This window comes from Promicromonospora sukumoe 327MFSha3.1 (assembly GCF_000385135.1).
Lineage (GTDB): Bacteria > Actinomycetota > Actinomycetes > Actinomycetales > Cellulomonadaceae > Promicromonospora > Promicromonospora sukumoe_B.
Window position 1 is genome coordinate 1,448,859 of sequence record NZ_ARQM01000010.1, and the last position, 13,167, is coordinate 1,462,025.

Below are 13,167 nucleotides of genomic sequence, written 5' to 3' on the forward strand. Positions count from 1 at the left end.
GCGGGCCGAGCCCCGCACCGGCGCCTTCCCGGGCTACGTCGGCTGACGGCCGCCGAGCCCCGCGAGCTGCTCCCGTGCGGCGTCGGCCCGCCGGCGGTCGCCCAGCGTCTCGCGGATGTCGACGACCCGCGCCAGGTCGGCGGCCGCCTCGGCCGTGCGGCCGGACGCGGCGAGCGCCAGCGCCCGCGCGCGCAGGTGCACGGCGCGGTGCGACGGCACGCCGAGCACGTCCACGGCGGGTGCGGCGGCGTCGGCGACGGCGAGCGCCCCCGCGCCGTCGCCGAGCTCGACGAGGTTCTTCACGATGGCGGACGTGGCGGCGATCCGGGTGGTCAGCGCGAGGTCGCGGGGGAACCGGCCGGGTTGCTGCTCCAGGAGGTCGATCGCCGCCCGGTCGGCGCCGATGGCGTCGGCGCGCCGCCCGAGCAGCGTGTACGCCTCGGCGAGCATGCGGTGCGTCTGCAGCAGGCCGGCCGCGTCGTCGGCGTCCGTGAAGCACCGGCGGGCCGCCAGGGCGTCGCGGACGACGTCGTCGGGCGCGCCGAGCAGCAGCTCGCACCAGCCGGTGTAGTAGTGGGCCCAGCCCTCCTGGGCGCGGTTGCCGGCGCGCCGGGCGACGTCCCGGGCGCGGTGCGCGTGTGCCAGGCCGGTGGCCGGGTCGTCCCGGGTGTAGAGCTCGGCCCAGCTCAGGTAGCCGAGCTGGGTGGCCAGCAGGTCGTCGTCGGCGAGGCGCTCGGCGGATCCGACGGCGTCCGCGTAGACCTCGTGCCACTGGCCCCACTGCGCCCACAGGTCGGAGAACCAGTGCAGGGACTCGGCCACGCGCACAACGGTGGCGTCGTCCTGGTCGGCGGCGGCCGCGCGCAGGGCGGCGAACCAGTGGTCCGACTCGGCGTGCAGCCAGGCGCTCGCGGCCTCGCGGGTGGACAGGTCGGCCAGTCCGGGCAGGGCGGGGGCGCGGCCGTGCGCGGGCTCGAACCAGCGCCCGGCGTCGACGGTGGTGCGCAGGAGCCACCGCCGCAGGCGCAGGGCGTGCTCGGCCTGGGCGCCGGGTCCCTCGTCCTCGCGGAGCCGGGCCCGGGCGAAGATACGGAGCAGGTCGTGCAGGTGGTACCGGTCGTGCGTGGCGGCCTCCAGCAGGCCGAGGTCGACGAGCTCGTCGAGCAGGTCCTCGGCGGTGTGTCGGCCGGTCCCGGCGAGCACGGCGCCGAGCTCGGCGGTGAAGGTCGGCCCGGTCAGGGCGCCGAGGCGCCGGAAGAGCGTGCGGGCGGCGTCGGACAGCTGGTCGTAGGACATGCCGAAGGCCTTGCGCAGCTCCAGGTCGCCGGCGCGGAACCCGTCGAGGCGGTGGTCCTCGGAGGCGAGCCGGTCGGCGAGCCCGCCGGCGGTCCAGCCGCGGTGGCTCGCCACGCGGTTGCCGGCGATGCGCAGGGCGAGCGGGCAGCCGTCGCAGAGGTCGGCGAGCCGGTGCAGGTCGGCCTCGGGCGCCTGCGCGGCCGGGATGATGCGGCGCAGGAGCTCCACGGCGTCGTCGTGCGCGAGCCGGTCCAGCTCGACACGGAGCGAGGCGTCGAGCCCGGCGAGCGGGCGGCGGGCGGTGACGATCACGGCGGAGGGCCCGGTGGCGGGAAGCACGGGACGCACCTGCTCCTCGCCGGCCGCGTCGTCGAGCACCACCAGGATCCGGCGGTCGGCCAGGAGCGAGCGCCACAGCGCGGCGGCGTCGTCCAGGTCGTGCGGGACGGCCTGGACGGCCGGCTCGCAGGTCTGGATCAGGCGGCGGAGCACCAGGAGCGGGTCGAGCGGGCTGCCGCCGAACCCGCCGAGGTCGAGGTACCGGACGGCGTCGAACCGCCCGCGGACGTCGCCGGCGGCGCGTACCGCGAGCGAGGTCTTGCCGAGCACCGCGGGACCGGAGAGCACCACGAGCGGTGAGGGCGCCCCGTCGGCGCCCGACGCGACGTGCGCCCCGATCGCTGCCAGCTCGGCGTCCCGCCCCACGAGGTCGGCCACGGCGCGGGGGAGCGGCAGCGGGGCGGCGGCCCCCGCCGGGGGCCGGTGCCGGCCCGCCCGGGCGGCCGCGCGGAGCGCCTCCCGGGCGGCGGGCGCGAGGCCCAGGCCCTCGGCCAGGAGGTCGACCGTGCGCCGCTGCGGACCCTGGCTGGCGCCCCGCTCGATGTCGCTGATCGTGCGGTCGCTCACGCCGGACAGCTCCGCGAGCCGTTCGATCGTCAGGTCGGCCTCGTGCCGGTGCCGACGGAGCAGCGGGCCCAGCGCCTCGGTCATCTCTCCCCATTCCTGCGTGCTTCCTTCGTGGACGCAGTCACCGGTGACGGCCTTGGATCGAAGTGTCTCATCGTGACGGCCGTGCTCCCTCGGTCGTCCCGCGGAAAGGAACCACATGTCATCCACTCCCACCGTCGTCCTGGTGCACGGCGCGTTCGCCGACGCCGGCAGCTGGGCCCCGGTCACGCGCGCCCTGCTCGACCAGGGCTTCCGGGTCGTCGTCCCGCCGGTGCTCAACCGGTCGCTGACCGGTGACGCCGCGTACGTGCGCTCCGTCGTCGAGTCGATCGACGGCCCCGTGCTCCTCGCGGGCCACTCCTACGGCGGCGCCGTGATCACGGTCGCCGGCGCGGCCGAGAACGTCGTGGGCCTGGTCTTCGTGGCGGGCTACGCCCTGGCCGAGGGCGAGAGCCTGGGCGAGCTGCAGGGCGGGTTCCCGGACTCCGACCTGGCGGCGCACCTGGTCTACACCCCGTACCCGGTGGACGGCGCCGAGCCCGGCACCGACGTGTCCGTCGACGTCGCGGCGTTCCCCGCCGTCTTCGCCGCCGGGGTGCCGGACGACGTCGCGACCGTGCTCGCGGTCTCCCAGCGGCCCCTGTCGGCCGTGGCGTTCGGTGAGGCAGCGCCGGTCGCCGCCTGGCGGACCAAGCCGTCCTGGGGGATCGTCTCGGCCGCGGACCACACGATCAACCCCGACGTCGAGCGCTTCGGCTACGAGCGCGCGGGCGTCCGCGAGAGCGTCGAGCTCGACGCGCCGCACCTCGTCATGCTCACCCACCCCACCGAGGTCGCCGACCTGATCGCCCGGGCCGCGGCGCAGACCGCCTGACCCGCCCCCCTCGTACCATCCCGCACCCCAGCACCGGAAGAAGAATCACCATGACCGCAAACCCCCACGGCCTGTCCCTCGAGCCCGCCGCCCAGGCGTTCGCCGAGGCCACCGACAACCCGCCGTACCTGTACCAGCTCGCGCCCGAGGACGGCCGCAAGGCCGTCGACGACGTGCAGTCGAGCGAGATCTTCAAGCCCGAGGTCGACGACGTCTGGGTCACCGTCGAGGGCGGGCCCACCGGCACGGTGCCGGTCCGGGTCGTCCGGCCGGCCGGCGTCGAGGGACCGCTGCCCGTGGTGCTCTACGTGCACGGCGCCGGCTGGGTGTTCGGCGACGCGCACACGCACGACCGCCTGGTGCGCGACCTGGCGATCGGCGCACGGGCCGCCGTCGTCTTCCCCGAGTACGACCGGTCGCCCGAGGTGCGCTACCCCGTCGCCGTCGAGCAGGCGTACGCCGTGGCGCAGTGGGTCACCAAGGAGGGCGCCGACCAGGGGCTCGACGGCAGCCGCCTGGCCGTGGCGGGCGACTCCGTGGGCGGCAACATGTCCGCCGCCCTCACGCTGCTGGCCAAGGAGCGCGGCGACGTCACCTTCCGGCAGCAGGTGCTGTTCTACCCGGTCACCGACGCCGCGTTCGACACGGCGTCCTACCAGGAGTTCGCCACCGGCTACTTCCTCACGCTGGAGGGCATGCGCTGGTTCTGGGACCAGTACACGACGGACCCGCAGGAGCGCGACCTGATCACGGTGTCCCCGCTGCGGGCCACCGAGGAGCAGCTCACCGGCCTGCCGCCCGCCCTGGTCATCACGGCCGAGGCCGATGTGCTGCGCGACGAGGGCGAGGCCTACGCGGCCAAGCTCCGCCGCGCCGGGGTCGAGGTGACCAGCGTCCGCTACGGCGGGGTCATCCACGACTTCGTCATGTTGAACGCCCTGCACGACACGCACGCCGCCCGTGCCGCCGTCGCCCAGGCGTCGGCCACGCTGCGGTCCGCCCTCCAGGGCTGACGGGCACCGGCGCGGGGAGCGACCCTCCCCGCGCCGACCCGCGCGGGCCGTGACAGTCTGCCCGCATGACCGCACCGAGCGCAGAGGCGGAACCGCAGGCCCTGCCGCAGGCCAGGGTCTGGGCCATCTTCGGCGGGCTGATGCTCGCGATGCTGCTCGCCGCCCTCGACCAGACCATCGTCGCCACCGCGCTGCCCACGATCGTCTCCGAGCTCGGCGGCGCCGAGCACCTGTCCTGGGTCGTGACGTCCTACATGCTCGCGAGCACCGCGACCACGGTGCTCTGGGGCAAGCTCGGCGACCTGTTCGGGCGCAAGTCCCTGTTCATCGCCTGCATCCTGATCTTCCTGGTCGGGTCGGTCCTGTCCGGCACGTCGCAGACGATGGGCCAGCTCATCGCCTGGCGCGCCGTGCAGGGCGTGGGCGGCGGCGGGCTCATGGTGCTCTCCCAGGCGATCATCGGCGACGTCGTGCCGCCCCGGGACCGCGGCCGCTACCAGGGGCTGTTCGGCGCGGTCTTCGGCGTCTCCTCGGTCGCCGGCCCGCTGCTCGGCGGGTTCTTCGTCGACAACCTCGACTGGCGCTGGGTCTTCTACGTCAACATCCCCGTCGGGATCATCGCGCTCGCCGTCGTCGGCTCCGTGCTGCCCCGCATCACCACGGCCACCCGGCCCCGCATCGACTACGCCGGCATCGTCCTGCTCGCCACCATCTCGACGGCCGTCGTGCTGCTCACCAGCCTGGGCGGCACCACCTGGGCGTGGAGCTCCGTGCAGGTGTGGGCGATGGCGGCGCTCGCGGTCGTGGGGCTGGTCGCGTTCGTCGCGGTCGAGCGGCGCGCCCCCGAGCCGGTGCTGCCGCTGCACCTGTTCCGCAACAAGGTCTTCTCCGTCGCCGCGGTCATCGGGTTCGCCGTCGGCTTCGCGATGTTCGGCGCCATCACCTACCTCCCGCTGTACCTGCAGACGGTCAAGGGCTCCACGCCGACCGAGTCCGGGCTGGAGATGACGCCGATGATGCTCGGCCTGCTCATCACGTCCATCGGTTCCGGCCAGCTCATCTCCCGCACGGGGCGCTACAAGGTCTTTCCCATCACCGGCACGGCCGTGACCGCCGTGGGGCTCTACCTGCTCTCGCTCATGGACCAGGGCACCACCACGCTCCAGGCGGGCCTGAGCATGTTCGTGTTCGGCGCCGGGCTCGGCATGGTCACCCAGGTGCTCGTCATCGCGGTGCAGAACGCCGTGAGCTACCGCGACCTGGGCACCGCGACGTCCGGCACCACGTACTTCCGCACCATCGGCTCGTCCGTGGGCGTCGCGGTGTTCGGCACGATCTTCGCCAACCGCCTCGCGGCCGAGGCCGCGACCTCCGTGCCCGACGCCGCCCAGGGCGCCTGCGGACCCGCGGCCCTGACCGCGTCCACCCAGGCGCTCGCGCAGTGCCCGCCCGACGTGCAGACCTGGTTCCTCGACGCCTACACGACCGCGCTGCACATCGTCTTCCTCGGGGCGGTGCCGGTGGCCGCCCTCGCGTTCCTCCTGACGTGGCTGCTGCCCGAGGTGGAGCTGCGCACCGCCACGCGCGGTGGCGGCGACGGCGAGGTGGGCCACGCGACGGGCGCCACCTTCGCCCTCCCGTCGTCGCGCACGTCGCTCGAGGAGCTGCGCCTGATCCTGTGGCGCCGCGTGGGCAAGCGCGACCCCCTGCGGGTCTACGACCTCGTGGCGCCCGACGTCGGGCTGACGCCCGGCCAGGCGTGGATGCTCACCCGCGTCTCCCTCAAGCGCACCCGGTCGGTGCGGCACATGGCCGAGCGCACCGGCCGCACCGAGGACGTCGTGCGTGACGTCGCGGACACCCTCGCGACCCGCGGGCTCGTCGCGGTCGACGGCGACACCGTCCGGGCGCTGCCCGCCGGCGACGTCGTCGCGGAGGCGATCCGGGCGGCCGAACGGGAGCGGCTGCGGCAGTACGTGGAGCAGTGGCCCGGCGGCGACGAGCCGGAGGTCGCGCAGCTCGTCGACCAGCTCACGCGCCAGATCCTGGCCGACCGCACCGACCGGACCGGAACGCCCGCCGGCTGATCCGCACCTCAGCCCCCGGGCGTCAGCCGCGGGGCGGCGGGACCACGGCCACCGGGCAGGGGGAGTGGTAGATCAGCGCCTGGCTCGTCGACCCCAGCAGCAGGCCGCGGAACCCGCCGCGCCCGCGCGACCCGGCGACCACGAGCTGGGCGCTCGCTGCCTCCTCCAGCAGCGCGCGGGTCGGGGCGTCGCGGACCAGCGCCTGCTTCACCTCGACGCCGGGGTAGCGGGCCTCGAAGTCCGCCAGGTTCGCCTCCAGCAGCTCCGCCTGCTGCTGCTCGATCTCCGGCCACGGCCCGAGCTCCATCTCCCAGCCGCTCGGCACGGGCAGGTCGCTCCAGGCGTGCACGGCCACCAGGGGCACGTGCCGCGCGGCCGCGGCCGCGAAGGCGAACTCGATCGCCGACCGGCTGGTCGGCGACCCGTCCACGCCGACGACGACGGGCGCGTCCGGCGCGGGCGACTCCGCCCGCTCGCCGCGCACGACGACGACCGGGCTGAGCCCGTGCGTCGCGAGCGCCACCGCGATCGAGCCGATCACCAGCCCGCTGAACCCGCCGAGGCCGCGCGAGCCGACCACCATCAGGTCGGCCGCCGCGGACTGCCCGATCAGGCGTGCGGCGGGGGAGCCGGTCGCCTGCAGCAGGTTGGTGCGCACGCCGGGCGCGGCCTCCTCCGCCGTCGCCACGGCGGCCTCCAGCCAGCGGTGGCCCTGCTTGATCAGCTCGTCCTCGTAGGGGGTCAAGGCCGGCGCGTGGGGCACGGCCGCGGGGATCGGCGTCCACACGCTCAGCAGCACCAGGGGCACGTCGCGGCGCACGGCCTCCTGCGCCGCCCACCGGACGGCCTGCGTGCTCGACGCCGAACCGTCCACCCCCACCACGACCGGCTTGCTCGGTGCTTCCGTCATCGGGACTCCTCACGGACCTTCGCTGACCACGGGACCGTTCCTTCTTAGCACCGGCGGGGCGTTCACGCCGCGTGCGGCAGGCGGACCGTGAACGTGGTGCCCGGCGAGCCGTCCTCGTCCGCCGTGGCCGACCGCACGGAGATCGTCCCGTGGTGCTCGGTCACGATGGCCTCCGCGATCGCGAGCCCCAGGCCGGTCGAGCCGCCGGTGCGGTTGCGGGCCACGTCGCCGCGCGTGAACCGGTGGAACAGCGCGGGCCGCAGCCCGGCGGGGATGCCCGGGCCGTCGTCGGCGACGTCGAGCACCACGGCGTCCCCGTCGCGCCCGAGCCGCACGTTCACGCGCGTGCCGGGCGGCGTGTGGGTGCGGGCGTTGGCCAGCAGGTTGGCCATGACCTGGCGCAGGCCGGCCTCGTCGCCGGTGACGACGAGGTCGTCGGCGTCGTCGGGCAGGTCGAGCGTCCAGGTGCGGTCCGGGCTGGCCGCGTGGGCGTCCATGACGCCGTCGACGGCGAGCGCCGCCAGGTCGACGGGGGAGCGGTCGAGCTGGCGTCCGGCGTCGAGCCGGGCCAGGAGCAGCAGGTCCTCGACGAGGCCGGTCATGCGGATGGCCTCGGACTCGATGCGGTCGAGCGACCGCTCGGCGGTGGGCCCGAGGTCCTCGGGGGCGCGGTGCACGAGCTCGGCGTAGCCGCGGATCGAGGCCAGGGGCGTGCGCAGCTCGTGGCTGGCGTCGGCGACGAAGCTGCGTACCTGGGTCTCGGAGTCGTGCCGGGCCTTGAGCGACACCTCGACGTTCTCCAGCATGCGGTTGAGCGCCGCGCCGACCTGGCCCACCTCGGTGCGCTCGTCGGTGAGGTCGGCGCGGACGCGCGGGATGGCGGCGATCGCGCCGCGGGACAGCTCGAGCTCGGAGACGCGGCTGGCGGCGGCGGTCACGTCGTCGAGCGGGCGCAGGGAGCGCCGCACGAGCCAGGCGCCGACGCCGACGGCGGCGAGCAGCGCGACGGCGCCGAGCGCGGCCTCCACGAGGATGTACCGCTGCACGGTGGTGTCGACGGTCGCGGTGCTGGTCGCGAAGACGGACGCCTGGCCGTCGTCGGTGGTGCGGTGCACGGCGCGGAACGAGCCGAGGCCGGTGAGCCGGACGTCGTGGGGCTGCCCGTCGGCGGGGACGGCGGTGAGCTCGGCGACCTGCTGGTCGTCGAGGCTCACGCGGTCGAGCGAGGTGGTGATGCGGTCGGCCCACACGAGCTTGCCGTCGTCGTAGCGCACGACGGCGCTGCCGGGGCCGATGCCGGCCGGGAAGGTGGGCGTCCCGGCGGAGCCGTCCTGGCCCGGCTGGGGCGCGGGCGGCCCGCCGTCCGCGCCGGGCGGCGGGCCGTCCGTGACGCGCTCGCTGGCCTGGTCGAGCGCGCGGTCCAGCTCGGCGACGAGCTGGGAGCGCAGCACCGCCGTGGAGGCCACGGCCAGGCCCACGGTCACGACCAGCACGACGGCGGCGAGCACGCCCACCAGCCGCCGGCGCAGCGTCATGGGCGGGCGGGCGGCGGGTCGCCGGGTCTCAGCCACGGGCCTCGTCCGAGCCCTTCGCGACGCGCAGCACGTAGCCGACGCCGCGCAGCGTGTGGATCATCGGCTCGCGCCCCTTGTCGATCTTGCGGCGCAGGTAGGAGATGTACAGCTCCACGATGTTGGCCTGCCCGCCGAAGTCGTAGTTCCACACGTGGTCGAGGATCTGCGCCTTGGACAGCACGCGCCGGGCGTTGCGCATCAGGTAACGCAGCAGCTCGAACTCGGTGGCGGTGAGGTGGATCTCGTCGGCCCCGCGCCACACCTCGTGCGCGTCCTCGTCCAGCCGGAGGTCGCCGACGGTCAGGACGGCGTCCTCGTCGCGCGTGGTGGCGCCCCCGCGGCGCAGCAGGCCGCGCAGCCGGGCCACGACCTCCTCCAGGCTGAAGGGCTTGGTCACGTAGTCGTCGCCGCCGGCGGTGAGCCCGGTGACACGGTCCTCGACGGCGTCCCGCGCGGTGAGGAACAGCACCGGGATCCGGTCGCCGTGCTGGCGCAGCCGGCGCAGCACGGTGAGCCCGTCCATGTCGGGCAGCATGATGTCGAGCACCACGATGTCGGGCACGGACTCGCGCACGGCGCGGATCGCGGAGAGGCCGTCCAGGGCGGTGGTGACGTCCATGCCCTCCAGGCGCAGCGCGGACGTCAGGAGCTCGGCGATGTTCGGCTCGTCGTCGACCACGAGCGCGCGGACGGGCGAGCCGTCGGCCCGGGTCAGGCGGGGCTGGTCGACGGAGGCGCCGGGCGCGGGTGCGGTGGTCATGTTCCCAGGGTGACCCCGGACCCGGGGTTCTTCCTGTGCTGAACCTGTGCGTCGGCTATGCGTCCGCGGGCCCGTCGCCCCACGGCGTCGGGTCACATGAGATGCATAGCCTCGCCACAGTTTCACCCCGGGGTCGGCCGCCCACGATCGCCGGTATGGACACATCGCTCACCTCCGACGCCGGTCCCCGGCCGGCACCCGACGACCCCGGGCGCGCCACCGTGGCGCCCGTGCTCGACCTCGTCATCCCCGTCTACAACGAGGAGCACGGTCTCGAGCGTGCGGTGCGGGCCGCCCACTCCTACCTGACCACCCGCTTCCCCTACCCGGCGCGGATCACCGTGGTCGACAACGCGTCGACCGACGGCACCCTCGACGTCGCCCGCCGCCTGCCGGCCGAGCTCGACGGCGTCCAGGTGCTGCACCTGGACGCCAAGGGCCGCGGCCGCGCCCTGCACACCGCCTGGCTCGCGTCCGACGCGCAGGTGCTCGCCTACATGGACGTCGACCTGTCGACCGACCTGTCGGCCCTGCTGCCCCTGGTCGCGCCGCTGGTCTCCGGCCACTCGCACCTCGCGATCGGCACCCGGCTGGCCCGCGGCTCCCGCATCGTGCGCGGCCCCAAGCGCGAGCTCATCTCCCGCGGCTACAACCTGCTGCTGCGCGGCACCCTGGCCGCCCGGTTCTCCGACGCGCAGTGCGGCTTCAAGGCCATCCGGGCCGACGCCGCCCGCGAGCTGCTGCCCCTGGTGGCCGACACGCAGTGGTTCTTCGACACCGAGCTGCTCGTGCTGGCCGAGCGCGCGGGCCTGCGCATCCACGAGGTGCCGGTGGACTGGGTCGACGACCCCGACAGCCGCGTCGACATCGCCCGGACCGCCCTGGCCGACGTGCGCGGCATCGCGCGCCTGGGCCGCGACCTGGTCTCCGGCCGCCTGCCGCTAAACGAGGTCCGCGCGCACCTCCCGGGCGCCGTCTGGGCCCACGGGGCCGACGACGCCGGCCCGCCCGCCCTCGAACCCCGCCGCGCCCTGCTGCTGCACCAGCTCGTGCGGTTCGGCCTGGTCGGCGCCGCGAGCACCGTGGCCTACGTGCTGCTCTACCTGCTGCTCGCGCCGGTCACCGGGGCGCAGGCCGCCAACTTCACCGCGCTCGTGCTCACCGCGGTCGCCAACACCGCGGCCAACCGCCGCCTGACCTTCGGCGTGCGCGGCCCCGCGCGGCTCGGCACGCACCACGGCCAGGGGCTCGTCGTGTTCGCCCTGGCCTGGGCCCTGACCGCCGGTTCGCTGGGCGTGCTGCACACCGCGGCCCCCGACGCCGGCCGCGGCGTCGAGCTCGGAGTGCTTGTCGCCGCCAACCTGGTCGCGACCCTGCTGCGGTTCGTGCTGCTGCGGGTCTGGGTGTTCCGCCCCGCTCCCGCAACCTTCTCCGAGAGGAACCCGTCATGACCGCCGTCTCCGCCCACCCCGGCTCGGGCGTGCCCGTCGTCGTGCAGCCGCCCGCCGACGCCGCCCCTGAAACCGCCCCCGTGGCGGCCCGCGCCCGCTGGGAGCGCCCTGCGCTCGCCGGCCTGCTGATCGTCACCGCGGTCCTGTACCTGTGGGGCCTGTCCGCCTCCGGCTGGGCCAACTCGTTCTACTCCGCGGCCGTGCAGGCCGGCTCCGAGTCGTGGACCGCGTTCCTCTACGGCGCGTCCGACGCCGCCGGATCCATCACCGTGGACAAGCCGCCCGCCTCGCTGTGGGTCATGGCGCTGTCCGTGCGGCTGTTCGGCCTGTCGTCGTGGTCGATCCTCGTGCCGCAGGCGCTGATGGGCGTGGCCACGGTCGGCGTCCTGTACGCCAGCGTGCGCCGCGCCTTCTCCGCGCAGGCCGCCCTGCTCGCCGGCGCCGCCCTGGCCCTGACGCCGGTCGCGGCCCTGATGTTCCGGTTCAACAACCCCGACGCGCTCCTGCTGCTCCTGCTCACCGGGGCCGTGGCCGCCGTGCTGCGTGCGGTCGAGGGGCCCCGCACCACCCGGTGGATGGTGCTCGCCGGCGCCCTGGTCGGCGTCGCGTTCCTGACCAAGCAGCTCCAGGCGTTCCTCGTGCTGCCGAGCCTCGCGCTCATGTTCCTGTGGGCCGCGCCCGTCGGGATCGGCCGCCGCGTCCGCGACAGCCTGCTCGGCCTGGCCGCCATGGTCGTGGCCGGCGGCTGGTGGGTCGCGCTCGTCGAGCTCGTGCCCGCCTCGCTGCGCCCCTACGTCGGCGGCTCCCAGACCAACTCGTTCCTCGAGCTGACCTTCGGCTACAACGGCCTCGGCCGCATCACCGGCGACGAGGAGGGCTCCGTCGGCGGGGGTGGCGGCATGGGCGGCGGGTTCGGCGGCTCCACCGGCCTCACCCGCCTGTTCGACGCCGAGAACGGCGGCCAGATCACGTGGCTCGTCCCCGCCGCGCTCATCCTCGCGGCAGGCGCCCTGTGGGCCCGCGGCCGGGCACCCCGCACCGACGTGCGCCGCGCCGCCGTCGTCGGCTGGCTGTCGCTGCTGCTGGTCACCGCCGTGACCTTCTCCTTCATGGCCGGCATCTTCCACGCCTACTACACGGTGGCGCTCGCGGCGCCCGTCGCGGCCCTGGTCGGCATCGGCGGCTGGACCCTCTGGTCCGAGCGGCACCGGCCGTGGGCGCTGTGGGTGCTCGCGGCGGCGTCGGGCACGACGACGGCGTGGACCGTCGTGCTGCTCGGCCGCAGCGCCGACTGGCTGCCCTGGCTGCGCTGGACCGTCCTGGCCGTGGGCGTGCTCGGCACGCTCGCGCTGGCCGCGGCGGCCCTGCGGCCGCAGCTCGGCGCGCTGGCGAGGGCGGGCGCGGTGCTCGCGCTGGTGGCCGGGCTCGCCGGCCCGACGGCGTACACGCTGCAGACCGTCGCGACCGCGCACACCGGGTCGATCGTGACCGCGGGGCCGACCGTGTCGTCGGGGTTCGGCGGCATGGGCGGGGGCGGGATGCCCGGCGGCGGGCAGATGGGCCAGCCGCCCACGGGTGGTCAGGGAGGCCAGACCGGCGGCGGCCAGACGGGCCAGCCGCCCACGGGCGGGCAGGGTGGCCAGGGTGGTCAGATGCAGCCGCCGACCGGGACCCAGGGCACCATGCCCGGCGGTCAGGGCCAGACCGGCCAGGACGGCGGCATGGGCGGTGGTGGTGGCGCGGGCGGCGGCATGGGCGGCCTGCTCGACGGCGCCGACGTGTCCGACGAGGTCGCGCAGCTCCTGCTGCAGGACGCCGACAGCTACACCTGGGCCGCGGCCGCCGTCGGCTCGCAGAACGCGGCGTCCTACCAGCTGGAGACCGAGGAGCCGGTGATGGCGATCGGCGGCTTCAACGGGTCCGACCCGTCACCCACGCTGGAGCAGTTCCAGGAGTACGTCGCGGCCGGTGAGATCCACTGGTTCATCGGCGGCGGCGGGTTCGGCGGCCAGAACGGCGGCTCGTCGGCCTCCAGCGAGATCGCCGCGTGGGTGGAGGAGAACTTCACCGCCACGACGGTCGACGGCGTCACGCTCTACGACCTGACGGGCGCCACGACCCAGACCCAGACGTCGACCGTGACGTCCGGCGGCACGGCGGACGTCTGACAGGTCGGGACAGTGAGGTCGGCAGTCGGCATCGAGATCGGTCCAAGCCTGGACCGATCTCGATGCCGACTGCCGACTACCGACGC

The 13,167-nt window shown here is 75.2% G+C and carries 9 protein-coding genes; 5 read left to right on the top strand and 4 right to left on the bottom strand.

What is annotated here, in order from left to right; translation table 11 throughout:
• Positions 1-33: 33 nt before the first annotated feature.
• Positions 34-2,286 (bottom strand): helix-turn-helix domain-containing protein, encoded by a 2,253-nt coding sequence (locus H291_RS29455; RefSeq protein ID WP_020014889.1) that lies wholly within the window; start codon positions 2,284-2,286, stop codon positions 34-36.
• Between the two features lie 115 nt (positions 2,287-2,401).
• Between H291_RS29455 and H291_RS0110180 the strand changes: the two genes are divergently transcribed.
• From H291_RS0110180 to H291_RS29460, 3 genes are all read left to right on the top strand, one after another.
• A complete protein-coding gene (locus H291_RS0110180) occupies positions 2,402-3,118 on the top strand; it encodes an alpha/beta fold hydrolase (RefSeq protein WP_020014890.1) in 717 nt (238 codons plus the stop codon).
• A 50-nt stretch (positions 3,119-3,168) separates the two neighbouring features.
• A complete protein-coding gene (locus tag H291_RS0110185; RefSeq protein WP_020014891.1) occupies positions 3,169-4,131 on the top strand; it encodes an alpha/beta hydrolase in 963 nt (320 codons plus the stop codon).
• A gap of 65 nt (positions 4,132-4,196) precedes the next feature.
• Complete coding sequence (locus tag H291_RS29460; protein WP_020014892.1) at positions 4,197-6,218, top strand: MDR family MFS transporter; 2,022 nt, start codon at positions 4,197-4,199, stop codon at positions 6,216-6,218.
• A gap of 22 nt (positions 6,219-6,240) precedes the next feature.
• Here H291_RS29460 and H291_RS0110195 read toward each other — a convergent pair whose 3' ends face one another.
• The 3 genes from H291_RS0110195 to H291_RS0110205 all read right to left on the bottom strand — a co-directional run bounded on the left by H291_RS0110195 (position 6,241) and on the right by H291_RS0110205 (position 9,462).
• The gene (locus tag H291_RS0110195; protein ID WP_020014893.1) at positions 6,241-7,128 is read right to left on the bottom strand and encodes a universal stress protein; all 888 of its coding nucleotides are present in this window, start codon (positions 7,126-7,128) and stop codon (positions 6,241-6,243) included.
• A 62-nt stretch (positions 7,129-7,190) separates the two neighbouring features.
• The gene (locus H291_RS0110200; protein WP_232216018.1) at positions 7,191-8,699 is read right to left on the bottom strand and encodes a sensor histidine kinase; all 1,509 of its coding nucleotides are present in this window, start codon (positions 8,697-8,699) and stop codon (positions 7,191-7,193) included.
• Complete coding sequence (locus tag H291_RS0110205; protein ID WP_020014895.1) at positions 8,692-9,462, bottom strand: response regulator transcription factor; 771 nt, start codon at positions 9,460-9,462, stop codon at positions 8,692-8,694. The genes H291_RS0110200 and H291_RS0110205 overlap by 8 nt, the downstream gene beginning before the upstream one ends.
• A 155-nt stretch (positions 9,463-9,617) precedes the next feature.
• Here H291_RS0110205 and H291_RS29465 point away from each other — a divergent pair, with 155 nt between their 5' ends.
• Together H291_RS29465 and H291_RS0110215 are read left to right on the top strand one after the other, a co-directional pair.
• The gene (locus H291_RS29465) at positions 9,618-10,913 is read left to right on the top strand and encodes a bifunctional glycosyltransferase family 2/GtrA family protein (RefSeq protein ID WP_020014896.1); all 1,296 of its coding nucleotides are present in this window, start codon (positions 9,618-9,620) and stop codon (positions 10,911-10,913) included.
• A complete protein-coding gene (locus H291_RS0110215; protein ID WP_020014897.1) occupies positions 10,910-13,081 on the top strand; it encodes an ArnT family glycosyltransferase in 2,172 nt (723 codons plus the stop codon). The genes H291_RS29465 and H291_RS0110215 overlap by 4 nt, the downstream gene beginning before the upstream one ends.
• The last annotated feature ends 86 nt before the right edge of the window (positions 13,082-13,167 follow it).